Genomic DNA, 23,386 nt, shown 5'->3' with positions numbered 1-23,386 from the left:
CTTGATCCAGTGTTAATGCTCCCACACCGCTTCACCTTCTATCCTGTCATATTTTTGTTCAATCGATTTATGTCATGGCCTCTTTCTTGATCTGACTGTGAAACAAATCACTGTAGAATCCTTCTGCGGCAAGAAGCTCATCATGTGAGCCCTGCTCAATCAAGCGCCCATCCTTCAGCACCAATATCTTGTCTGCCTGACGGATTGTATTTAAGCGATGGGCAATGACAAAGCTGGTTCTACCTTTCATCAGCCTTGCAAGACCTTCCTGAATTTTGATCTCCGTCACCGTGTCAATACTGCTCGTCGCTTCATCGAGTACAATAATCGCCGGATTTGCAAGCATGGCGCGGGCAATGGCAAGCAGCTGCTTCTGTCCTTGACTGATCCCGCTGCCGTCTGCACTCAGTACTTGATCGTAGCCCTTTTTAAGCCGGGTAATAAAGGAATGCGCATTCGCCAGCTTAGCAGCTTCCTCCACCTCTTCATCGGTCGCACTCAGCCGGCCGTAACGAATATTTTCCCTTATCGTTCCTTCGAACAAGAAGGATTCCTGGAGCACAAAGGACATATGAGAACGAAGGCTCTCACGCGATATCTTGGTTACATCCTGTCCATCAACAGAGATCTGCCCTTGATCAGGATTGTAGAATCTCGAGATCAGCTGGATCAGTGTGGTTTTGCCAGCACCGGTTGGTCCCACAAGCGCAACCATCTCTCCCGGCTTGGCAGAGAAGGATATGTCCTGGAGTGTTGCCCCTTTTTCCTCATAACCAAAGGACACTTGCTCAAATCTTACCGCCCCTTCGACATGATTCAGCTTCTCTGCTCCGACCTCGTCCTTAATCTCCTCATCCTCATCCATGACCTCAAATACACGCTCGGCCCCTGCAATGGCAGACAGAACGGTATTCCACTGATTCGCGAGATCATTAAGCGGCCGGGTAAACTGGCGTGCATACTCTGCAAAGATAATGATTACCCCGATGGTTATCATATCGTTAATGACCATGATACCGCCGATTCCGGCAATGATCGCAAAGCTCAGATTGTTCAGGCTGTTCATCAGCTTCGGAATAAACCCTGATATCGTCTGCGCCCAGAAGCCTGAGAGTCTGATCTTATCATTTTTCTCCTGGAAGGAGGTAATCACTCGTTCTTCCTGTGAAAAAGCCTTGATGATCCGCTGCCCGGATAACGTCTCCTCTATGTAACCGTTCAGATCACCCAGATTCTTCTGACGCTCCTTGAATAAAGGTCCCGTACGGCGGGTAATCCAGCGCATACCAAGTACCATCAGCGGAACGACGATAAATGTAAGCAAAGTAAGCAGCGGACTGAGTGTCAGCATAACGGTCACTACCCCCACCAGCGTGAGGATACTTGAAGTCACCTGAATAATGGACCCATTCAGCGTCGCACTGACATTCTCAATATCATTCGTGAGCCGGCTCATAATCTCCCCTTGCTGCCGTTTGCCGAAGAACGGAATAGGCAGCCGGTGCAAATGGGTGAATAGATCATACCGCATACGATAGACCGTTTCCTGAGCAACCTCAATCATCCATATGCTCTGCAGAAAGGCAAAGATCGGATGCAGCAGATACACTGCCCCTAGTGCACAGAGGAAGTAAATCCATTGCCCACCCGACTCTCCCACAAGATAAGTATCAATGGCAACACCAATCAGATAGGGACCGAGCAGGGCAAGCGCTGAGGTAAGAACGACCATAAACAGAACCAAAGTAAGCTTAAGCCGTCTCTTCGCAAGATAGGACCATATTCGCTTCAGCGTCCAGGACCAATCCTTGGCCTTGGCGGTCTTCTTAGCCGCTCCCTTCCCGAGCGCTGCTTTGTCCCTGAGTACCTCGGAAGGCGGCTGACGAAAGGGTTCAACCAGTTGTTTAAGCATGCTTAGCCTCCTGTCCGAATTGGGATTCATATATTCGTCTATACAAATCTGAATCTTGCAGAAGCTCTTGATGTGTCCCTTGTGCAATCAATCTACCTTCATCCAGCAGCAGAATCAGATCCGCCGACAAGGTTGATGAAATCTTCTGCGTAATCAGAAATGTCGTGCATGACAGCTCCGACAGCTCGTTAAGGAGTGCAGCCTCTGTCTTAACATCAAGTGCACTCGTGCTGTCATCGAGTATTAAAATTTGTGGATTCCGGACAAGGGCTCTTGCAATGGACAGACGCTGCTTCTGCCCACCCGACAAGTTAACTCCACGCTGGCCAAGCATCGTATCATAACCGTTCGTGAGCGACTCAATCGTTTGATGGATCTGGGCTTTGCGCGCAGCCTCCTTCACTTCTTCATCACTTGCCAGCGGATTTCCCCAAGCAATATTCTCCCTCACACTGCCTGTGAAGAGCACGGCTTCCTGGGGAACATACCCGATAAAGCCGCGCAGATCATCCACCGGATATTGCTGTACATTCTTTCCGTCAATACGGATTATCCCTTCATCCGGATCATATAAACGAAGGAGCAGCTGTACAAGAGAAGTCTTGCCAGAGCCGGTTGCTCCCATAATCGCAATACGCTCCCCTGCCTTCGCTTCGAAGGACACGTTCTCCAGCACATGAAGGTCGCTACCCGGATAGCTGAAGCTTACCTGCTCGTACTGCACACTCTGTTTTACAGCACAGTTCTTGCCTTCTGTTGATATTGCAGCAGTACGGCTTCCTTCCGCTGCCTGAACAGACTCGAACCCAGTCTGATCCGTATCGAGCACCTCACTAACCCGGTGACGCGATGCACTTGCCCGTGATAATGTAGCTACGATCCATGAGAGCATGGACAAGGAGCCCATCGTTCTTACCGCATAATTGACGACGGCTACAACCTCTCCCATCGTTGCATCACCTGTGACGTTAATATCATTTCTCCCGAACCATAGAATGGTCAGAATGCTTGTATTCATAACAAGCATAATGAACGGCATGGTCGTTTCTGCGAAACGCTGGGCCGCCATCGTTGAAGTCATCAATTGGCGAATCGAGCGTCCGAATCGTTCAATCTCATGGCCCATGCGGACGAACACCCGGATTAAACGAATGCCGATCAAATTCTCCTGTGCGACGCCATTGACTTCATCCAGTCTCTTCTGAACGGTGCGGAACATGAGGGACACTTTTTTCATAATGTAAAAAATAAACAGCAGCAACACAGGCACCGTAACCGCTAGAAATAATCCCAGCTTCACGTTGACAACCAGTGCCATGATGACGCTTCCGATCACGACGAGCGGAACACGGGTCGCAAACCGCAGCCCCATAAATACCGTGTCCTGAAGCTGGGTGATATCCCCTGTCAGCCGGATAATCAGCGAAGAGGTAGCGAACCGGTTGAATACAGCATAAGAGAACGACTGTACCTTCTTGTACAGAGATTCCCTAAGATCTGCGCCAAAGCCCTGGCTTGCATGGGCAGCATAGAACGAGCTTGAGATCCCGGCAGCAAATGCAATGAAGGCACTGATCAGCAGCACACCTCCCCAAGTCCACACCACAGAGAGATTCTCCTGCTGAATACCGTCATCAATAATCTTCTGGATCAGATAGGGCTGAATCAGCTCAACCATAAGCTCAAGCAGCAGCATGAACAATGCTGCAATTGCTGCGACCTTGTACTTCCGCAAATAACTGAATATTAGAGCCATGTACATTCCTCCGATGATTCACTGATTACTCCCAAAAATACACTCATATGTATATTATAACGTAGATTGATTGTTCTCTACCTCTCTATGAGCAAAAAAATAACCGCACCTATGCGTAGGGTGCGGTTATTCCAGTTCACGAATTCATCCATTCGGTTGATTTACGGTTTTTTTACAACAGGAATCCAGATCTCACTCCGATAATTCGGCAAGGAGGTATCCTTGCTCTCATTCCACAGCATCTCGGGTCCTGGCGCTGCTTCATAATTAGAAGAAGGGAACCAGTCTGCATAGATTCGGCCCCAAACCTCCTGCAGTTTATCCGGAAAATTACCCACCGCTTCAAACACGGCCCACGTTTGAGCAGGTACTTCAAGGACATGATAGTGCGAAGGCGGTGCCAGTGTCGTTGCTGCTCCAATATAATGATCCAGCTCTCCCTGCTCCTCCATTCTCCCCTCGGAGAATTGCGTTGAGGCACTGATCAAGCCTGCTGGCTCAATGTTGGATAATGCCTTAAGCTCTGTTATACGCTGTTCGTTAAGCTGGCTCCACATGGAAGCAATCTCTGGATTCACTCCGTGAAAGACGATAGGAACCCGCTTATACAGCCCGACAATGCGAAAAGCCTCTTTCTCTACAATTCGATAATTCATTTCTTCTCCTCCTCTAATTGACAAGTAGAAGCTCAGCTTGGGATAGGCTTTGAGATTTTTTCCGGTATGGAGGACTTCCGACGGCAGTATGCCATGCATGCTGTGAAAAGCACGAGTGAATGAATCTGGCGAGTTATATCCGTATTTGAGCGCTACATCAATAATTCTGAGCCCCGGCTTTGCCTCCATTAATTCCTGCCCTGCCAGCGTCAGTCTTCTGCGCCGAATATATTCAGAGATCGGAAGTCCGGCGAGAAAGGAAAACATCCGCTTAAAATGATATTCAGAGCAGCCCGCTGCCCTTGCTGCCTGTTTATAATCCAGCTCATCCAATAAATGTTCTTCCATATATTCCATTGCACAGTTCATGCCTGCAAGAAAATCCATACCCACACTGGCTTCCTCCTTCGCATTTAGATTAACAGGAACATAGAGAGACTCTCTCGACTTATGCTGCACGCATTGTGCAGGGTCTGCTTCAACCTTATCTTAGCAAAAAAGCTGTCCAAGCGAATCATCGTTTGGACAGCTCCTATTGAACCCTGAGGGATCGCCTATTGCTGGAAAATCAGCACTAGGGTACTAAGTATGCTATAGATTCAGCAGCAGCCATTACTTCTGCGCTCTTTGCTTCTCCAGTTCTCTCAGCTCGATCCGGCGGATCTTACCTGAGCTTGTCTTGGGAAGATCTGAGATAAACTCAATCCGGCGCGGATATTTGTATGGAGCGGTAATGCTCTTCACATGCTGCTGCAGCTCCTTAACAAGCGCATCTGAGCCTTCCACACCATCCTTCAATACGACAAAGGCTTTGACAATATTCCCGCGGGTTTCATCTGGACTCGCTACCGCCGCGCACTCCTTCACGGCTGTGTGCTTCATCAAGGCTTCCTCTACCTCGAATGGACCAATCGTATAGCCTGAGCTGATAATAATGTCATCACCGCGGCCTTCAAACCAGAAATAACCGTCCTCATCAAGGCTAGCCCGGTCGCCGGTGATGAAGTACTCTCCGAGAGTATTGGCCGGCTTGCGTTCCGGATCCAGATAGTAGCTGCGGAACAAGGCAGGCATTTCAATATGAACCGCGATATTTCCGACCGTGCCTGGTGCCACCGGCTGACCTTCATCGTCCACCACTTGTACGAGACCCGGCGAGATCGATTGCCCCATCGCACCCTTGCGGAATGGCATTCCCTTCAGATTCCCGATGAGCAGCGTGCTCTCCGTCTGTCCGTAACCGTCGCGAATCGTAATGTTAAAATATCGTTCAAAGGTGCTGATGACTTCCAGATTCAACGGTTCACCTGCCGATACCGCACTGCGAAGAGCAGACAAGTCGTATTGCTCCAGACCATCGGATTTGGCCATCAACCGGTACTCTGTCGGCGTACAGCAGAGCACATTAATCCGGTATTCCTGCAGCAGTCTGAGATATTGGGAGGAATCAAAGGAGCCGCTGAATACAAAGCCGGTTGCTCCATGTCCGAGTACAGATAGGAACGGACTCCAGATCCATTTCTGCCATCCCGGTGCGGCGGTTGCCCACACGGTGTCTTCCGGCTGAATATCCAGCCAAGGTGAAGTGATACGCAGATGGGCGTAACCCCAGCCGTGTGTATGTACAACCCCTTTGGGGTTGCCCGTCGTACCGGAGGTATAAGTCAGAATTGCAATGTCATCCCGGTGTGTTTCCACGGCTGCACGCATTTCAGGCTGATTCTCCATCAGCTGGCTCAGCATGGACCAGCCTTCTTGCTGTTCTCCTTCCTCAGCTGAGACAGCAATGCGGAAATCAAGCGCAGGCAGCGGCTCTTCGATCCGATTCACTTCATCTGTTACCGTAGACCATGCAATGACAGCCCTAGCCTTGGAATGATCCAGACGGTAAGACAGATCCTTCGATCGCAGCATTTCCGACGAAGGGATGATAACGAGTCCCAGCTTGAGACAAGCAATATAAATCGCATAGGCGATCACTCTTCGAGGTACCATGACCAGAACGCGATCACCCTTGGTCAGACCGAGACTCTCAAGTCCGCCTGCAATCTGGTTCGCCTTCTTGATCAGCGCTCCATATGTGATCTCTTCGTATTGATTGTGCTCATCCAGGCATTTGAGTGCAATCTTATCCTCACGATGCTGCTCCATTTCCGAAGTCATATTATATAGTTCAGGGGAAACCCAATGTTCATAATTCACGTTCATCTTCTCCTTCGTGACCATGTTGTTTGGGTTATTATAACATGTCCTAGTACCAGGTTCTAATCTTTTTACATCTTACTGAGACCAAGATGGGAATTATTGTAGACTGCTCTCTAATGGTCCACTTTTGCCTACCGTATTATGCAGGCTCTTCCCTTCCTTAATCTGGATTCTATGACCAAGGATGAGGAAGAGACGGCAAACATTAATTTCTGATCTTAGGACCAGATTTTCTTCAAAATAAAAACACCCTGCCCCCAACCCCGGAGTACCGAGCTTGAAGACAAGGTGTATGAACTTAGATCATATGTAGGCTTGCAAGAGTATCGCCCTGCTAGGACAGCATTCCCTTATATACACCGGGTACTGAGCCTTCAATAACTGTGGCACCCGTTGTTTTGGCATAGAAATCGACAGGTCCTGCTCCTCCAATCACTGCATAGCCATATCCATCCTGCTTCATGTAGTCAAGAGCATAGAGCAGCAGCATTTTGCCGATTCCGCGGCCACGTTCATGCTCATCTACTCCCGTTGGTCCAAAGAAACCTTTAACCGTTGCATCGTAGCAAGCAAATCCAAGCAGCTTGCCGTTCTCGACAGCAATTAGACAAGTGATGGGCGACTTGGCGAACGCAACCTCACATTCACTTACCCACCCTTTTCCAAAATGGGCTCCGACCCATTCACTTACAACATGCTTCTCCGGTGCAATCGCCCGGCGGATGGTGACTCCTGTTCGCCCCTCATAGCTGGCTCTCCCTTCCACCTCAGGCAAATCATACAGCTTAACGAGCATATCCGGCATAGTGTCCTCCCTATTCGTCTGTTTCGGTAAAAACAGAATGATGTGCTACCTAGAGTATAATGGAGATCTGCCTGCAAATGCTTGAGCTAATTCGCTCAAAATTTTCAAAAACTTGCTGTTTCGGGTCAATTCCATCATTTATTAGAAAGGTTCATGTGCATAATGTGTGGTCATTTCACAAACCATGATACAACAATCACCGAAGAAGGAAGGGGTCCCTCATGGAGAACACAGACAGCTACAAATTTGCCGAGCTGAATGATCAAGGGGATGCTGTAGAACTGATTCAACGTACTGAGGCGCTGCTAACTGAACAGTATGGAGCACCTATCACCCTTATAGCTTATGAAGTAGAAAAGGATAAGGATTCGGCTGCAGACTAACTTTCTTAGATTGACTTCTCTAGAAAGCAAGGGTCAGCATAATCATCATCCAGCGAACAAACTCGGAAGGATCAAATTCATCCCAATTAAATGATATTCCGTAATCGACTGAATAGTTAGGAGGCTCGGGAGCAGGTTCTTCAAGGTCATATTGCTCCATGAGTCTCTGCTGAATTTCCTTCGACGTTTCACTTTCCTCAAGACTTAACGGGCCATTGGTCGATTGATCAGCTGATACAGAAGCTGCGTGAGTCTGATCCGCTCCATATGCATCTGCATGAACACCCGATGCGAGGGAAGCGGATAATAGGAGCGTCATAATTACTGCGGTGCATTTTCTTTTTAACATCAAATGAGTTCATCCATTCTGTCTTCATACTTATGTAGTCGAATTCTATTTTAGCAGAAACCGGTAACTTGCACACTTAGGATAAATGAAGTAAACACAGACGAAATGGTCCTTTTTTCACAACAACAGGATCGCTATAAGATGTAGAACAGCAAGGTAAAGATATGCTTGATATACTGTGCCCACACAGTCAAATTGAGGTCCATTTGGAAGTTTGCTCCTAGATCTCCTATGAAGGATAATATTGAATCGTTAGTCGGGACTGGCTCTTCCAGTCCATATATCTCTCTAAGTCGCTCCTGTTCATTTTCTGACACGGCAGCAGCCTCTTTTCATTATTGGATAACATCCAAATTATACCATATAAGAAGACAAAAAAGGCCCTCATATCCCTATGAGTGCCTCGGTGACTCCATCATTTTTATTAACCCGCCTTCTAATTATCCTACCTTCTGTACCCTTGCTTTTCCTAAAATCCCTTTCATCCGGCTGCCGCATTTACAAGAGATGCTGTGCTTCAATATTTTTAATTCTCCGCCGCAGACAGGGCAAATTGAACGAACAGAACTCATATCCAAATGTAAATCCTCCTTCATTAAAGATGTTATGCCATTATTTAAATCATTCGATGCTCGGTATTGCCTTGTTCAAAAAGAACAGCTGGCTCCTGTCGCTGAATAGAATAGAATGTTGTATGCTATAGCTTGTTGCATAGAAATGCTTTATAAGCATGTGATATAGAAATTATTCATAAAAAGGAGCATTGAATTCATGAACACACCTGCAGTCCAGCTTCAACCGCCTTACTATGCCGTGATCTTCTCCTCCAAGCGTACAGAAGGGGATAACGGGTACGGCATCATGGCGGACAAGATGGTAGAGCTTGCTTCACGTCAACCCGGCTTTCTTGGTGTTGAATCGGCCCGTGATGAAGAGCTGGGAATCACTGTATCCTATTGGAAGGATCTCGAATCCATTCGTACCTGGAAAGAGCATTCAGCGCATCAGATCGCACAAGAACGAGGCAAAAAGGAATGGTATCGCTCCTTCTCGCTCCGGGTGGCCTTAGTGGAAAGGGATCGTTTTTTTGAAATGTAGCACGCTAATTCCATACATAGAATAACATCTTCTGTTTCAAAAACTCCTCATATTCGTAATATCTTAATATACTCTTCCCTAAACTCTCATACTAAGCTTCTGAATGAATGTTTTATGTAAATCAAAGAATACTATTTAAAGATGGCCCTTGTGACTAGAGGACAAAACAGGCCATCTTTTCTTTGATATTAAGATAATCTTTCCTTAAAATTTGAGTTAGCAGCTTAGCTAGCTCTGCATTTATATTTCCAGCCGGTTAATGATACCGTTTTCAAAATAGTGGTAAAGGTCTGCCTCAGCTGCAGTAAACAGAAAAGGAGCGTGAAGATATGGAGAAGCCCAGTAAGCGAACCGTGCTCATCGTAAGGTTTCTTCTAGCTTCACCCAGCCGTTATACCACTGTCCGTGAACTGTCGGATGCACTTGATGTCAGTGAACGAACAATTAAACGCGAGCTGCCCCTTACTGAAGTGTGGCTGGATGAACAAGGAGTCACCCTGACACGTAAACCGGGCTACGGACTTATGATCGAGGGCGACAGCGATACTCTCGCAGCACTTGAGGCTGAGATGGAGTCGATATCAGTAAGTCCTACATTCTCAAGAGAGGAGCGCCGCTACTTTATTATTTCGGAGCTGCTCCTTGCTTCTGAGCCGATTAAGCTGTATGCCTTTGCTTCCAGGTTCAAAGTAACGGAAGGGACACTGAGCAATGATCTGGATCGGATTGAGGAATGGCTGAGCGGCTTTCGTATTGAACTCATACGCAAACCGGGATATGGCGTATACGTTCATGGCAATGAAAAAGACGTCCGTACTGCCTTAATCCACCTGCTGCATGAGCATTTGGACGAATATGAATTAATCCATCTCATCAGGGATCGGGATAAAGAAAGTGAAGACAATCTGAGTAAAGTGCAGTCTCATATTCGCAATCGTCTCCTAAACCTGGTTGAGGAGAGCACGATTGTGCAGCTGGAGAAATATTTAACCGAGCTGGAGCAGCATATGCAATTGAAGCTGACCGACAGCGCCTTTATCGGCCTTGCCGTCCATCTGGCACTTGCAATTGAACGAATGAGGACAGGTCAACGGATTACCATTCCGGCACAGGTGCTTCAAGAATTGAAGCGTCACCCTTCGTTCAAGGCTGCTCAAATGCTGGTGAATCGGCTTGAGGATGCTTTTTCCCTGACCATTCCCGAGGATGAAACCGGCTATATTACGATGCATTTAAAGGGTGCGGAGATTAAGCTCGATGCCGAAAAGGAAGCGGATTATGAAAATGTCAGCTTTGAGCTGGTACGGCTGGCACGAGACATCCTGAAAAAGGCTGAGGCTCTCACCGGTCTTGAACTGAAGAGCAACAGCCGCCTCTTCTTTGGCTTCATTAATCATCTAGGTCCTGCTGTTGAACGGTTAAAGCTGGGTCTGGATATACGTAATCCGCTGCTTCGACAGATTAAAGAGCAATACGCAAGCGTGTACGACATTGCACGTAATTGCTCCAAAGTACTTGAAGATTATGTCGGGCTGCTCATACCAGATGCCGAAATCGGCTATATCGCGCTCCATCTTGGAGCCATGCTGGAATATGCAGAAGCCAAATACATGAAAAATTCTTTGCAGGTATTGGTTGTCTGTGCAAGCGGAATTGGCACTTCCAGTCTGCTCCAAACCCGAATCCGCAAGGAATTTCCAACGCTTCACATTGCTGCTGTTGTATCTGCTGCTGAAACAGAAAGCTATGAAGCTCAGGTTGACCTCATCATCTCAACAGTGGATCTCGTCAGCCGGCTGCCCGTCGTGCGCGTGTCCCCCTTGCTTGGTGAAAGAGACATCGAAAAAGTCAGAGCCATGCTTGAGGACACATCACCAGATACGGACCGGGTACCACTGAGTAAAGAGTCCTCGGCTTCACTCGCTGAATCACTGCAGAAGCAAAAAAGGCTGATTGAAGGCATTCAGGATCTGCTGAATAACCTCGTTATCCAGGATGGAGCTCACTTTGGTTCGATTGACGAGCTGATTGAGAGAATCGCCGGAAATTATGCCAAGGATGAAGCCGGGACGTCCCAGTTAATTCAAGAGCTGCACGAGAGAGAGAAGCTGGGTGAGACAATTCTGTCCCAGGAAGGTATCTTCCTGCTTCATTGCCGCTCAACCGTCGTTACGAAGCTGGCGCTGAGCGTTCTCCGATTCACTGAGCCGATCACGTATGGCTCGGATAAGGAGTCTCAATTGTCTGCAGCCATCGTACTGCTCGCTCCGCGCGGCAGTGACCGAACCTACCTTGAGGCGGCCAGTGAAGTCAGCAAGTCACTGATTGACCGTCCCGGCTTTGCCGCCCGCCTGACAGACGGCACATCGGCAGCATTAAGCCTGGATATCCAGGGCATTATGAAAGACCTGTATTTACGAAAAATAGAACAATATACAATGGAGGTAGAACAATTATGAGTACGCTCGAACAAAGCGCTCCGGCTCCGAAGAAGACCGGAGGAGTCAAGCAGGCCACACAGAAGTTCGGCCGGTTCCTCAGTGCCATGGTCATGCCGAATATCGGTGCATTTATTGCCTGGGGCTTCCTGACGGCACTCTTCATTGAAGCCGGATATCTGCCTAATGAAGATCTGGCTTCTCTTGTAGATCCCATGATTAAATACCTGCTTCCTCTGCTAATTGCCTACAGCGGCGGTAAAGCAATCCATGATCATCGCGGCGGTGTGCTTGGTGCCATTGCAGCGATGGGGGTTATTGTCGGTGCAGACATCCCGATGTTCATCGGTGCCATGATTATGGGCCCGCTCGCCGGTTATGTTATTAAGCAATTTGACAAGTATATTGGCAGCAAGACTCCTTCCGGATTCGAAATGCTCGTCAATAATTTCTCCGCAGGGATTATCGGTATGCTGCTGGCCATTGCCGGATTCTACGGCGTCGGTCCTGTGGTATCTGCCTTTACTGATTTACTGGCATCCGGAGTGGATGCAATTCTGGGCTGGGGATTGCTCCCGCTCGCATCGATCTTTATTGAGCCAGCCAAAATCCTGTTCTTGAACAACGCGATTAACCATGGCATACTCAGCCCGATCGGGATCCAGCAGGCTGGTGAGTTCGGTAAATCGATCATGTTCCTGCTCGAAGCGAATCCAGGTCCTGGTCTTGGACTGCTGCTGGCCTACTCGATCTTTGGCAAGGGCTCGATCAAAGGCTCTGCGCCAGGTGCAGCCATTATTCATTTCTTTGGCGGTATTCATGAAGTGTACTTCCCGTATGTCCTGATGAAGCCAATCATGTTTGTATCTGTCATCGTATCCGGTATGGCAGGGGTATTTACCTTCAGCCTGCTTGATGCAGGACTGATTGCAGCCGCTTCACCCGGCAGTATCATTGCTCTTATGCTCATGTCTCCAAAAGGAGGCTACATTCCGGTTATCGCAGGTGTGCTTGTAGCTACCGTGGTTTCCTTCCTGCTCTCCTCCCTCTTCCTTCGCAGATCTGCTGCGACAGACGAGGATCTTGACAAGGCAAAGGAAGCCGTATCGGATCTGAAGAACAGCAGTAAAGGCATCAGTACAAATGAAACGGCTGGTACTGCTGATCTGAGTAACAAAGCACACATTAACAAAATTATTTTTGCATGTGATGCAGGTATGGGATCAAGCGCAATGGGCGCTACTTCGTTCCGTAAAAAAGTGAAGAATGCAGGTCTACCTATTGAAGTTACCAACACGGCTATCGAAAATATTCCGCTGGATGCAGACCTTGTTGTCACGCAGCAGAATTTAACACCGAGAGCGAAGGCCAAAGCTCCAAATGCAATACACGTATCCATTGATAATTTTGTAAACAATCCGATTTACGATCAGCTGATTGAAGACTTGAAAGCAAAGGCTGAACAGCCTGACACTTCTCCTGTTCCGGAATACGCACAGGAGGATGTAACAGAAAGCCTGGATAAGACTTTCCCTGAGAATGCTGTGAATACAGAGAATAATGACGAAACCGATGGCAGCGGAGTGCTTCGCAAAGAAAATATCGTCCTCCAGCTTCCATCTGTAAGCAAAGAGGATGCAATCCGCCGCGCGGGTGAATCCCTCGTCTCCGCCGGATATGTGCAGCCGCATTACGTGGATGCCATGATTGAACGGGAAGGTGTAGCAACGACATATATTGGCAATGGTGTAGCGATCCCTCACGGTGTAGGTGAGGCGAAGAAGGAAATCAAGACGAGCGGAATCGTCATCCATCAGTATCCGGAAGGTGTCGAATTCGAAGGCGGCACGGCATATCTCGTCATCGGTATTGCTGGAGCAGGCCGTGAGCATCTGCAGATTCTTACCAAAATTGCTGAGGCTATCGAGGATGAATCTACCGTGACAAGACTGGCCAAAGTTACAGATCCAGACGAACTGTATAACACTTTCGGGGTATAAGACTTACATTAAACGCAATCTTCATATAAAGGCGGGAATAACAATGAAAAAAGCAATACAATTTGGGGCAGGTAATATCGGGCGCGGCTTTATCGGCGCCCTTCTCTCCCAGGCAGATTATCATGTCGTTTTTGCCGATATTAACGAAGAAATGATCAATGAATTGAACCACAAGAAGAGCTATCAGATCCACATCCTTGATCTGGAGCAAAGACAAGAGACGATTACCAATGTATCCGGCGTATTGTCCAATGGACCTGACATTGTAAATACGATTGAAGAAGCCGATATCATTACGACTGCAGTAGGTCCTAATGTGCTGAAGATCATCGCCTCAACCTTAGCTGCCGGTATTGAAGCACGCCGTGCTTCCGGACAAGGTACACTCAATATCATTGCCTGTGAAAATATGGTGGGTGCAAGCAGTCATCTGAAGGAACAGGTGTATACGCATCTGTCGGCTGAAGCAAGAGCTTATGCGGATGAGCATGTCGGCTTTGCCAACTGCTCCGTAGACCGGATCGTGCCTCCTTATGAGGGAGAGAACATACTAGATGTCGGCGTGGAATCCTTCTATGAATGGATCGTTGAAGAGCCTTCCCTCAAGGGGGAAACACCTCACATTCCAGGAATGAAGCTGACAGACAATCTGCTGGCTTATGTGCAGCGCAAGCTGTTCACCTTGAACACGGGGCATGCCATCACCGCTTATCTCGGTTTCCTGGCAGGAACAGACACGATCGAGGAGAGCATTAATAACGAAGCAATCCGTCCGGTCGTTCGCCAGGCGATGGAAGAAAGCGGCGAAGCTCTGATCAAGAAGCATGGATTTGATAAGGATGAGCATTACAAATACATCGACAAAATCGAGAACCGCTTCAAAAACCCATATATTCGGGATGAAGTCATCCGTGTAGGACGCGAACCGCTGCGCAAGCTAGGTAGAAATGACCGTCTCGTAGGTCCAGCCAACATGGCGATCGAATATGGGCTTCCGCATGAGGGGTTGCTGACCGGCATTGCTGCGGCCTTTCATTATGACAATCCGCAGGACCCGCAATCGCTTGAACTGCAAAGTCTGATCAAGTCCAAAGGAATTGAAGCTGCCATCACAGAAGTGACGGGAATTGCTTCTGGCAGTGAGGATCATCAGGCCATCCATAAGAAATATTTAGAACAAACCAAATAAGTTGTTATTAAGAACGCCCTTCTGAACTGTGGTTCAGGAGGGTTATTTTTATGATTACGCAGCTGGATATCCACTGTTTTTTGCATATCTCGCTTCTTTTGAACTATGGTAAACTGTTGAAAGAGCGGTATTACAATTATTGGAAGGGGTTTATTTCATTCATGCCTAAGATTCTCAGCTGTTATCCAGAAGGTAAATTGAAAGCGCTAACGATGAGTTATGATGACGGTGTCGTCTCAGACCGGCGTCTGGCCGCTGTTTTTAACGAAAATGGCATTAAAGGTACATTTCATATCAATTCAGGTATGTTCGGGGATACAAAATATCGTGCCCGTTTAACTGAGAAAGAAGCGCAGGAAGTCTATCAAGGTCATGAAGTCTCCGTACATACCGTAACTCACCCATCTATTGCCCGCTGTCCCAGAGAGCAGGTGCTCTATGAGATCATGGAGGACCGCAAAAACCTTGAAGCACTATTTGGTTATCCTGTCCGTGGCATGTCCTATCCTAACGGCTCCTATAGCCAGGAGATTATCGAGATGCTCCCTGTGTTCGGCATCGAATATGCACGTGTCGTACAGACGTCGGGCGGCTATCAGCTGCCGGAGAATTTTCTCGAATGGAAGGCGACCTGTCACCATAACCAGAACCTGATGCAGCATGCGGAGACTTTCGTTTCTCTACCGCGGAAGAACATTCACCTGATGTATGTCTGGGGCCACAGCTATGAATTTGATGATCAAGATAACTGGCATGTTATCGAGGAGTTCAGCAAATATATAGGTGGACGCGAGGACATCTGGTTTGCGACGAATATTGAAATCGTGGATTATGTGAAAGCATATAAGAGCTTAAGATTCTCGGCCGATCAGCATTTGGTGTATAATCCTTCTGCTGCGAGCGTATGGGTGCTGCTGGACGAACAGCCTGTTGAGATCAAGGGCGGCAGTATCACAACTCTATTCTAGTATTTGAGCCAATGACCTCTTCTCTATGCTCATCAAAGCTATACCTCGTTCTGAACCTCCTCCCCTTAAATAAAAGAATAAGGACATGCCGATGACAATATCGGCCCCTCCCCCTTCTCTTCCTTCCATGAACTTACCAAGCACAAGCGATGCCGTATAAATATAAACAAATCCAGACGATGCAACCACAAACTTCTATGTACGGCAGTTTATATTAAGTTTATTTACTTGTGCTAGAGTGAGAGCGATCAATTTAGGAGGGGGAATAACAGTTGAGAAGAATACTAAGTCCCATCACCGACTGGGTCTCAACCAAACGGGGGATGTGGATTACCATTGTGGTCTGGCTGGCAGCCATGATTGGCTTAAGCGCAGGCCCCATGCTGAGTGAGTACAAGGTGACCAACTTCCAGTCGCTCCCGGATGAAGCTCAATCCATCATAGCAGAGCAAAAATTAGCGGAAACGTTTCCTAATGAACAAGGAGCCCCAGGAATCCTCGTTTTTCATAACGAATCAGGGGTAATCGACGTTGATGAAGTGAGGCAGATTCTGAGTGGAATCATCTCGGCTAATATTGAAGGCGTCGATTCCATTGTCGATATCAGCGCATTGCCGGATCAGGCGCTGTCAGGCTTCACCTCGGAGGACGGATCCACCATGATCGTTCCTATGAGCCTGGAGGCTGGAATTGGCAACAGCCAATACTCAGAAATTAATGATGAAGCCTATGTAATCGGCAGTGAAATTGCCAAAGATCTTGACACCAAGTTTTATATCACCGGTCCCGCCGGAATTGCCGGCGATACCGTCAAGCTGTTTGAGCAGGCTGACCTCGTCTTGCTGCTTGCCACAATTGTTATCATCCTTATTTTGCTGATTGCCATTTACCGCTCTCCGCTTCTGGCCATCATTCCGCTGCTTGCTACGGTCATTGTATATCAAGTAGCGAATCAATCGATCGCTCTGATGGGTGCAGCCGGGCTGGAAATTAACAACTCGACGACCTCGATCATGAGCATCCTGCTGTTTGCGGCCGTAATCGACTACTCGCTGTTCGTATTCTCGCGCTATCGTGAGGAATTGAACAAATATGAAAGTAAATATACGGCGATGCAGCACGCCATGCGGGCAACGGGTGAACCCGTGTTTTTTGCAGGTGGTACTGTACTCGCAGCTATGCTCATTCTATTTTTCACGGATTTCCGCGATTATCAAAACTTTGCGCCTGTATTTGGGCTGGCCATGTTTATCATTATGCTGGCTTCCGTGACCCTGGTACCTGCCTTGTTTACGCTGTTCGGGCGTAAAGCTTTCTGGCCTAAGGCTCCTAAAATCGGGCAGGAGCATGAAATGAAGCACGGCATTTGGGGCCCGATCGCCAAGTTTGTCGTCAACAAGCCGCTGTTAACTGGCGGAATTGTCGCTGTCTTTATGGTAATTACGGCGCTGAATGTGTTTAACCTGAGATATGAATTTGACACGGTCAAGAAATTTCCCGTTGATTTACCTTCACGCGTAGGCTATGAAATCGTCGAAACGAAATACAACAAGGGCGAGCTTGCCCCTTCCACAATTCTGTTGGAATCCGAGGCTGCTCTGTCTGAGGATCAGATCAATCAATTTCTAGGGAAATTGGAGAACTACGAAGAGATTAACTCGGTTCGTACTTCTGGTGTCACGGAGGATACCACGGCTGCCAAGTTCAGTGTTGCTCTGACGATGAACCCCTACTCTACAGAGGCCATAGACTTTGTTGAAGAACTTCGCAGCCAATCCGAAGCAATCCTTAACGAATTATCCTTGCAGGGGGACGTTTACTTCGGCGGTGTCACAGCCAAACTAGTCGATGAACGGACTATAAACAATAGTGATATCGTTAGGGTCGTCATTCTGGAAACTATTCTGATTCTGGTACTTCTCATCGCATTAACTCGTTCGTTAAAAATGTCGATTTACATGATAGCGACCATTCTTATTTCTTATGTGTCTGCTCTGGGGCTTGGTCTATTCCTGGTGGATGTGCTGTTTGGATATGATGCAATCAGTACCCGGGTTCCCGTTTATGCGTTTATTTTCCTGGTGGCGCTCGGCATTGACTATAACATTATTTTGATTTCACGCTTTCTCGAAGAGAGAAAAACACGGAAAGTTAAAGATGCTCTCGAAGTAGCCATTCGCAATACCGGAGGCGTTATTTCCTCGGCAGGTGTCATATTGGCTGCAACGTTTGCCGCCCTGACGACGATGCCGATTGCCGATCTCTTTGTGTTCGGGTTTATAGTTGCGATTGGAATATTAATTGATACGTTTCTGGTAAGAGGTATGCTGCTGCCATCCTTAATCTTGTTCTTTGAAAAAGATAAGGATATGTAGCAACCCTCATCCTAAGCGCAGAAGGTATGGAGGGGATTCTCGTGAAAATTTTAGTCGTGGATGATGATTATGATATCCTGCAGCTCGTGACGATTCATCTAACCCGTGAAGGCTACGAGGTTATACAAGCCCAGAACGGACAGATTGCCCTTAAGCTGCTAGAGGAGACGGAGGTTAACCTGGCAATTGTGGATGTCATGATGCCCGGGATGGACGGCTTCTCCCTAACTAAAATTTTAACAAAAGAGCTGGAAATCCCCGTCATTCTTCTAACTGCAAAAGGACAGCTGGCCGATAAGGAGCAAGGGTTCAAATCGGGTACTGAGGATTATCTGGTGAAGCCGTTCGAGCCGAAGGAATTGCTGTTTCGGGTAGCTGTAGTTTTGCGGCGCTATGGCAGGGCCCTGGAAAGTATCCTGAAGGTCGGGAATGTAAAAATCAACCGAAACGATTTTGAAGTCGTGATTAATGAAGAAACGATTCTGTTTCCTCTAAAAGAGTTTGAGCTGCTGACGATGCTCGCAACCCGAGTTAACAAGGTTACACCCCGAACTCTTCTGCTCGATCAGGCGTGGGGCGAGGATTATGAGGGCAATGAGCAGACATTAAATACACATATGAACCGGATCCGCGAGCGGCTGAAGCGATATGGCGCTGCAATTGAAATTCAGACGATCCGCGGGGTCGGTTATAAGCTAGAGGCGACCGAATGAGAACCTTATACCGAGAGTTTATTTCAGCGATCCTGCTTATTCTAGGAATCAGTGTATTCATCGGATTTGTTCTGGCTAACATTGTTTACCTTGTATTCACCAAGGACGAAATGACCGAGCAAAATTTAGAGGTTGCCGAGCAAATTGTTTATGTTCTCGAAGAAATGCATGTGGAGTCCTCTTCCATCCGGCCCTATCTGCAGTCTGTTGGACAACTAGGCTATCAGATCTATCTTGTTGACCGAAATGGAAATGTCATTACCTTTGGCCAGCCCTTTGAAGAGAGCAGCCTGCCCGATCAGACGCTGGAGCGGGTACTGCAGGGGGAGAACTATATGGGCAAGGAAGGCTTTTGGAATCAGCTCTGGATGATGGGCCATTTCTCGAATGATATCAGAAACACGGTTGGTCTTCCCTTACAGATTGATGACCAGTCTTACGCATTGTTTATAAAGCCGAACAGCAAAATCTTGTTCTCTGATATTCATATGATGCTGGCCGGATTCATTGTTGCCATTGCCTTTGTAAGTGTGGTGGGTGTGATTATCATGACCAAGCGGCTTATTCACCCCATATCCGAATTATCGGAGGCGACCAAAGCGATTGCCAATGAAGATTTTACGTATACGCTGAAAATTAACCGGCAGGATGAGATTGGCCAGCTGGCCGATAACTTCCTGCGAATGCAGCAGCAGCTCATGCATAATGATGTTGCAAGAAAATCCTTCATCAATAATGTGTCTCACGACTTTCAGTCCCCTTTGATGAATATTCAGGGATATGCGGAGCTGCTCCTCAATCCGAAAATGGATGAAAAGGAGCGGCTTCAATATGCAGGCATCGTCAATGATGAGGCCAGAAGATTATCCAATCTGACGAAGCAGCTTCTGCTGATTACGTCCCTGGATCAATCTGGCTACCCCATAAAGAAGAGCTGGATCCGGCTGGACTTGCAGATTAAGGAATCCATTAAGAAGCATCAATGGAGCCTGCAGGACAGGAACCTGACCATTTCATACAAGCTAGACGAAGTCATGTTCTTCTCGGACCCGGAGCTGCTTGCGACCGTATGGGACAATCTACTTACGAATGCTATTAAATATAATGAACCAAACGGACATATCTTTATTTCATGTAGTACAGATCAGGATCAGATTATACTCACTTTTCAGGACAGTGGTGTGGGCCTGTCAGAAGAGTCAGCCGGGCAGGTGTTCGAGCGTTTCTTCCGGGTGGATACGACTCGCAAAAGAGACGGGACGGGCCTTGGCTTGTCCATCGTGAAGGAGATCATTACGTTATTAAACGGAAGCATCACGCTTGAGAGCGAGCTGTCGAAGGGCTCCACCTTTACCGTGATATTTCAGAAGGAAGGAAATGATTAATAATTGGAGAAAATCTGGAGCATACGATTAATACGCTTTGCAGCGTTGTTCGGCATACTCGGGACCTTTATCGGGTCCCAAATGTCCGGCAGTATGGATTATTCCATGAGACCGATTCATGCTCACATATTGCTGGTAGGCTGGCTGTCCGTGTTTGCCTGGGGAATTTTTTATAAGGTATACAAAGTAAAATCTAAATTACTGGTCGCTGTCCACAGCTGGCTGGCTATGCTGGGCGCATTCGGCTTAACGTTCGGGATGTGGATGTACAATTTAAATCCGTTCCTATGGGACGAGACCCTAGTGATGATTCTCTTCATCGTAGGTGGTTCGCTTCTGCTGGTTGCGTTCTTGTTATTTGCCATCATTACTTTTCTAATAGAAAAAGAATAGAATAATAATGCAGCCCTGACGCTCTTAATGAGATCGCTGCTATTCTTTTGTAATAGGATAAGAACATACTTAACCTGATGTTATGAGAATAATCTTTATCCCCTGCAATTTTGCAGGGGATTTGTGTTTTCTGCAGAATGAATAATGTATTCAATTCCCCTTTACATACGAATCTAATCCACTCTACTGCCTGCATACGAATTCAGTGCCACTCTACTGCATACTCAACAAATTACAGAATCTCCTTGTTTACAGGTATATACATTAGGTCTTAAGTCATACTGATTCATAAGAGCGAAAATGATTTAATACTAAGTAAGCGATTTCAAAAATATATCTTCATTTTTCTCTCCCTTCTACCGACATAGTTATTATGAACTAAAGCATGCGCGAATGGAGGAATCCATATGATTCAAGAACTACGAAAGGCCGAACGAAAAAGATACAATGTACACTTATCTCTAACGGACGGATCTACTTATTCCGGTATCGTAAGTTTGAATATGGGTCAAATGAAGCTTAGGCTAAAATATCGTGGAGGCATCGTTACCGTTCCCTTCCATGAGATCAAGCACTGCTCGACACTCATCCCCATGTCAGTATAGCCGCTACACAAGATGCAGGTTATTGAATGAAGAAACAGCTCATTCTTAATGAGCTGTTTCTGTGGTCAGTTGACGATCCAACCGACAATGTTGAAAATTCCACATTCCACTCCAACGAAATGATCCAACTTGAAGCTGCAGTTATTCTGCCTAGCTCCCGATAAAAAATAGTGCAGCTGCCCCCACGGCGAGCAGTATGAACGACACAACTGCGGTCCACCTTCTATACTCTATGTATCGAATGACATACACTAACGCCATCACTACAAAGAACCATCCCAGTGAGAACCCCGGATTCATGAAACCAATAACCAGCATGATAAAAGCAAGCACAGTCAGCCCTGCCTCCAGCTTTGCCAGCATCGGATTACGCTCCTTCTTGTCCTTCGGATTAAAAATTCAAATCACCTCCTCAGCGAATTTCATGATGTCATTTATTGACCGTCGTATCTATTAAATACACTCGATCCTCAAATCCGCCACGTAGTTTTTGTTTCTCCACCCTTTTGTTCTCCAATGCTTCAGGTGTTGAGCCATGTACCTTTGACAATGCCCTAATGACTTCCAGTACATCTGCCAGTTCAGCAAGAGCCTCTTCATCATGATCTGTTGCATAGTATTCCTCTATCTCTTCCATAAGCTTGATTCTCAGCTCAGCTCTATATTGTTCGTGATCAAGCACTGTAATTCTGCAAGAATCCCCCTTCGAAGCTATAATCGTGGGAATTTGATCACGTACAAGCTTATTATACGTTTTTTTCTCTCCGGCAAAAAAAGCTTCTGATTGTCCTTCATTCCCCACGATCACTACTTCATTGTCTTTCTCTTCGCTAAATACCGATGAAGATTCTGAATCCCATGGAATTCCTTAAATCGTTCTCCATTTTTGTATAAATCAATTTTATAGGCCATGCTCGAGTCTCCCCTTATGCTGAAGAATGTAGATCACCCGTGATTAAATCCAATTATACCATTTCCACATAAGGCTTTTTACCTGCTTCAAGTAGTCTACAGCTTTAACAAAAAAACAACCGTTCCCGACAAGCAGTATAGCGTAAAAAAACCTGCTATATGCCCGAAGAACGGTTGTTTGTAAGCATCATGCTTTTGACACGAATGCCTAACGTCTCAGTACTTTACTCATCGCCTCAAGGAGAGTATGGGAAGCATCGCATTTATACTCCCAGAACATGATGCCCGCAAGCTCCTGTTCAATGACATACTCACACTTTGCTGTGATAGATTCCGGATCATCGTAAGAGATGAACGTGCTGCCGTTGAACAAATACGGTGCCTTCGCCTCGTCATCCCAGTATCTCGTGTATCCATCATTATTGATATAATCTGCTGACAACTCCGTATAATCCGGTCCATATCCTCCGGTCGTCGCTGCCATCTGGTGCAGACCGTTATTCCGCGCCGGAACCCCTGCCCACTTGCGGGAATAGAACGCAGCTCCAATGACGATCTTATCCATGGGAACGCCTGCCTTGTGGAACATGCTCACCGAAGCATCCGTGCTGATCCGGTACAAGTCCCCTGTCGCCGTATAAAGACTCGTGTGATGCCCGGTCAGCACTTGGAAGCCTCCGCGCATGTCATAAGTCATTAGCTGCACGTAATCAAGATAGGGCACGATGTGCTCCAGCTCCGTACCGTCAATATAATATTGATCCGCACCGGCAGCAATGCTTAGCATGTAATGCCTGTTCTCCTGTTCACCCAGCTGATCCAGCTCTTCCCTGATCGTACTCAGCAGCTGCGTGAAGTTCTGCTTGTCCATGGGAGAGGCAGCAATGCCTGCCTGACCATAACAAGGGTATTCCCAGTCCAGATCTATGCCGTCCAGCGAGTAGCTCTTCACGACGCGGGCTGCTGATACTGCCAGCTTCAGCCTGCCTTCCTCGGTTGCTGCTGCTTCAGAGAAGCCGCCGCTGCTCCACCCGCCTACCGACAGAATGATCTTCAGATCAGGATGCTTCTCCTTAATGACCGGGATCTGTTTCATATGTAGCAGATGGCTGGTCTGAATCACGCCCTCCTGAATGACGCCAAAAGCAATATTAATGTGCGTCATCCGGCACAGATCCGTTTCCGTGACTTTATCCAGATCTTGATGACTGACATATCCGATGATCCATTTGTTGTTCATTTTC

General features: G+C 47.2%; 22 protein-coding genes. 11 read left to right on the top strand and 11 right to left on the bottom strand.

Going from position 1 to position 23,386, the window contains the following annotated elements:
* Nucleotides 1-67: 67 nt before the first annotated feature.
* The 5 genes from PUW25_RS04785 to PUW25_RS04765 all read right to left on the bottom strand — a co-directional run bounded on the left by PUW25_RS04785 (nt 68) and on the right by PUW25_RS04765 (nt 7,334).
* A complete protein-coding gene (locus tag PUW25_RS04785) occupies nt 68-1,912 on the bottom strand; it encodes an ABC transporter ATP-binding protein (RefSeq protein WP_274338178.1) in 1,845 nt (614 codons plus the stop codon).
* Entirely contained in the window at nt 1,905-3,668 is a 1,764-nt protein-coding gene (locus PUW25_RS04780; protein ID WP_274338177.1) for an ABC transporter ATP-binding protein, read from the bottom strand. The genes PUW25_RS04785 and PUW25_RS04780 overlap by 8 nt, the downstream gene beginning before the upstream one ends.
* Before the next feature lie 161 nt (nt 3,669-3,829).
* The gene (locus PUW25_RS04775) at nt 3,830-4,711 is read right to left on the bottom strand and encodes an AraC family transcriptional regulator (protein ID WP_047913491.1); all 882 of its coding nucleotides are present in this window, start codon (nt 4,709-4,711) and stop codon (nt 3,830-3,832) included.
* A gap of 225 nt (nt 4,712-4,936) precedes the next feature.
* Nucleotides 4,937-6,487 (bottom strand): acetate--CoA ligase, encoded by a 1,551-nt coding sequence (locus tag PUW25_RS04770; protein WP_370510376.1) that lies wholly within the window; start codon nt 6,485-6,487, stop codon nt 4,937-4,939.
* Between the two features lie 376 nt (nt 6,488-6,863).
* Nucleotides 6,864-7,334, bottom strand: a complete 471-nt coding sequence (locus PUW25_RS04765; RefSeq protein WP_047913425.1) for a GNAT family N-acetyltransferase — start codon at nt 7,332-7,334, stop codon at nt 6,864-6,866.
* A 221-nt stretch (nt 7,335-7,555) separates the two neighbouring features.
* On the opposite strand from PUW25_RS04765, the gene PUW25_RS04760 reads away from it, so the two are divergent.
* Nucleotides 7,556-7,717, top strand: coding sequence for a hypothetical protein (locus PUW25_RS04760; RefSeq protein WP_193746099.1), 162 nt, complete (start codon nt 7,556-7,558; stop codon nt 7,715-7,717).
* Nucleotides 7,718-7,736: 19 nt separating this feature from the next.
* Here PUW25_RS04760 and PUW25_RS04755 read toward each other — a convergent pair whose 3' ends face one another.
* From PUW25_RS04755 to PUW25_RS04745, 3 genes are all read right to left on the bottom strand, one after another.
* Nucleotides 7,737-8,066: a hypothetical protein gene (locus PUW25_RS04755; protein WP_047913424.1), complete on the bottom strand. Its 330-nt coding sequence runs from the start codon at nt 8,064-8,066 to the stop codon at nt 7,737-7,739.
* Nucleotides 8,067-8,200: 134 nt separating this feature from the next.
* A complete protein-coding gene (locus PUW25_RS04750; RefSeq protein WP_047913423.1) occupies nt 8,201-8,383 on the bottom strand; it encodes a hypothetical protein in 183 nt (60 codons plus the stop codon).
* Nucleotides 8,384-8,506: 123 nt separating this feature from the next.
* Complete coding sequence (locus PUW25_RS04745) at nt 8,507-8,644, bottom strand: hypothetical protein (protein ID WP_193746098.1); 138 nt, start codon at nt 8,642-8,644, stop codon at nt 8,507-8,509.
* 193 nt (nt 8,645-8,837) lie between these two features.
* On the opposite strand from PUW25_RS04745, the gene PUW25_RS04740 reads away from it, so the two are divergent.
* From PUW25_RS04740 to PUW25_RS04695, 10 genes are all read left to right on the top strand, one after another.
* Entirely contained in the window at nt 8,838-9,164 is a 327-nt protein-coding gene (locus tag PUW25_RS04740; protein ID WP_274338176.1) for an antibiotic biosynthesis monooxygenase family protein, read from the top strand.
* Nucleotides 9,165-9,493: 329 nt separating this feature from the next.
* The gene (locus PUW25_RS04735; RefSeq protein WP_047913421.1) at nt 9,494-11,623 is read left to right on the top strand and encodes a BglG family transcription antiterminator; all 2,130 of its coding nucleotides are present in this window, start codon (nt 9,494-9,496) and stop codon (nt 11,621-11,623) included.
* On the top strand, nt 11,620-13,602 hold the full coding sequence (locus tag PUW25_RS04730) for a PTS mannitol transporter subunit IICBA (RefSeq protein WP_047913420.1): 1,983 nt from the start codon (nt 11,620-11,622) through the stop codon (nt 13,600-13,602). Before PUW25_RS04735 ends, PUW25_RS04730 begins: the two co-directional genes overlap by 4 nt.
* A gap of 43 nt (nt 13,603-13,645) precedes the next feature.
* Nucleotides 13,646-14,791 (top strand): mannitol-1-phosphate 5-dehydrogenase, encoded by a 1,146-nt coding sequence (locus PUW25_RS04725; RefSeq protein WP_274338175.1) that lies wholly within the window; start codon nt 13,646-13,648, stop codon nt 14,789-14,791.
* 161 nt (nt 14,792-14,952) lie between these two features.
* Nucleotides 14,953-15,759, top strand: a complete 807-nt coding sequence (locus PUW25_RS04720; RefSeq protein ID WP_274338270.1) for a polysaccharide deacetylase family protein — start codon at nt 14,953-14,955, stop codon at nt 15,757-15,759.
* 323 nt (nt 15,760-16,082) lie between these two features.
* On the top strand, nt 16,083-18,134 hold the full coding sequence (locus PUW25_RS04715) for an MMPL family transporter (RefSeq protein WP_370510375.1): 2,052 nt from the start codon (nt 16,083-16,085) through the stop codon (nt 18,132-18,134).
* Between the two features lie 41 nt (nt 18,135-18,175).
* Entirely contained in the window at nt 18,176-18,847 is a 672-nt protein-coding gene (locus tag PUW25_RS04710; protein WP_047913416.1) for a response regulator transcription factor, read from the top strand.
* Nucleotides 18,844-20,232: a HAMP domain-containing sensor histidine kinase gene (locus PUW25_RS04705; protein WP_205053995.1), complete on the top strand. Its 1,389-nt coding sequence runs from the start codon at nt 18,844-18,846 to the stop codon at nt 20,230-20,232. The genes PUW25_RS04710 and PUW25_RS04705 overlap by 4 nt, the downstream gene beginning before the upstream one ends.
* A gap of 3 nt (nt 20,233-20,235) precedes the next feature.
* Nucleotides 20,236-20,625, top strand: coding sequence for a hypothetical protein (locus PUW25_RS04700; protein WP_047913414.1), 390 nt, complete (start codon nt 20,236-20,238; stop codon nt 20,623-20,625).
* A gap of 407 nt (nt 20,626-21,032) precedes the next feature.
* A complete protein-coding gene (locus PUW25_RS04695; protein ID WP_047913413.1) occupies nt 21,033-21,230 on the top strand; it encodes a hypothetical protein in 198 nt (65 codons plus the stop codon).
* A gap of 150 nt (nt 21,231-21,380) precedes the next feature.
* On the opposite strand, the gene PUW25_RS04690 is transcribed toward PUW25_RS04695, so the two are convergent.
* The 3 genes from PUW25_RS04690 to PUW25_RS04680 form a co-directional block, all read right to left on the bottom strand.
* On the bottom strand, nt 21,381-21,593 hold the full coding sequence (locus tag PUW25_RS04690) for a hypothetical protein (RefSeq protein WP_047913412.1): 213 nt from the start codon (nt 21,591-21,593) through the stop codon (nt 21,381-21,383).
* Nucleotides 21,594-21,660: 67 nt separating this feature from the next.
* Nucleotides 21,661-22,032, bottom strand: a complete 372-nt coding sequence (locus PUW25_RS04685) for a nucleoside triphosphate pyrophosphohydrolase (RefSeq protein WP_047913490.1) — start codon at nt 22,030-22,032, stop codon at nt 21,661-21,663.
* A 318-nt stretch (nt 22,033-22,350) separates the two neighbouring features.
* A complete protein-coding gene (locus tag PUW25_RS04680) occupies nt 22,351-23,382 on the bottom strand; it encodes a glycoside hydrolase family 18 protein (protein WP_205053996.1) in 1,032 nt (343 codons plus the stop codon).
* Nucleotides 23,383-23,386: the final 4 nt, after the last annotated feature.

This window comes from Paenibacillus urinalis, assembly GCF_028747985.1.
Taxonomy (GTDB): Bacteria; Bacillota; Bacilli; order Paenibacillales; family Paenibacillaceae; genus Paenibacillus; species Paenibacillus urinalis.
This window is presented reverse-complemented; position numbering and strand designations above follow the sequence as displayed.

What these genes read in the sequence shown, in the direction of transcription:
- PUW25_RS04785 (WP_274338178.1), bottom strand. Translation starts at nt 1,912, where the DNA reads ATGCTTAAACAACTGGTTGAACCCTTTCGTCAGCCGCCTTCCGAGGTA.
- PUW25_RS04780 (WP_274338177.1), bottom strand. Translation starts at nt 3,668, where the DNA reads ATGGCTCTAATATTCAGTTATTTGCGGAAGTACAAGGTCGCAGCAATT.
- PUW25_RS04775 (WP_047913491.1), bottom strand. Translation starts at nt 4,711, where the DNA reads ATGGATTTTCTTGCAGGCATGAACTGTGCAATGGAATATATGGAAGAA.
- PUW25_RS04770 (WP_370510376.1), bottom strand. Translation starts at nt 6,487, where the DNA reads ATGACTTCGGAAATGGAGCAGCATCGTGAGGATAAGATTGCACTCAAA.
- PUW25_RS04765 (WP_047913425.1), bottom strand. Translation starts at nt 7,334, where the DNA reads ATGCCGGATATGCTCGTTAAGCTGTATGATTTGCCTGAGGTGGAAGGG.
- PUW25_RS04760 (WP_193746099.1), top strand. Translation starts at nt 7,556, where the DNA reads ATGGAGAACACAGACAGCTACAAATTTGCCGAGCTGAATGATCAAGGG.
- PUW25_RS04755 (WP_047913424.1), bottom strand. Translation starts at nt 8,066, where the DNA reads ATGTTAAAAAGAAAATGCACCGCAGTAATTATGACGCTCCTATTATCC.
- PUW25_RS04740 (WP_274338176.1), top strand. Translation starts at nt 8,838, where the DNA reads ATGAACACACCTGCAGTCCAGCTTCAACCGCCTTACTATGCCGTGATC.
- PUW25_RS04735 (WP_047913421.1), top strand. Translation starts at nt 9,494, where the DNA reads ATGGAGAAGCCCAGTAAGCGAACCGTGCTCATCGTAAGGTTTCTTCTA.
- PUW25_RS04730 (WP_047913420.1), top strand. Translation starts at nt 11,620, where the DNA reads ATGAGTACGCTCGAACAAAGCGCTCCGGCTCCGAAGAAGACCGGAGGA.
- PUW25_RS04725 (WP_274338175.1), top strand. Translation starts at nt 13,646, where the DNA reads ATGAAAAAAGCAATACAATTTGGGGCAGGTAATATCGGGCGCGGCTTT.
- PUW25_RS04720 (WP_274338270.1), top strand. Translation starts at nt 14,953, where the DNA reads ATGCCTAAGATTCTCAGCTGTTATCCAGAAGGTAAATTGAAAGCGCTA.
- PUW25_RS04715 (WP_370510375.1), top strand. Translation starts at nt 16,083, where the DNA reads ATGTGGATTACCATTGTGGTCTGGCTGGCAGCCATGATTGGCTTAAGC.
- PUW25_RS04705 (WP_205053995.1), top strand. Translation starts at nt 18,844, where the DNA reads ATGAGAACCTTATACCGAGAGTTTATTTCAGCGATCCTGCTTATTCTA.
- PUW25_RS04695 (WP_047913413.1), top strand. Translation starts at nt 21,033, where the DNA reads ATGATTCAAGAACTACGAAAGGCCGAACGAAAAAGATACAATGTACAC.
- PUW25_RS04690 (WP_047913412.1), bottom strand. Translation starts at nt 21,593, where the DNA reads ATGCTGGCAAAGCTGGAGGCAGGGCTGACTGTGCTTGCTTTTATCATG.
- PUW25_RS04680 (WP_205053996.1), bottom strand. Translation starts at nt 23,382, where the DNA reads ATGAACAACAAATGGATCATCGGATATGTCAGTCATCAAGATCTGGAT.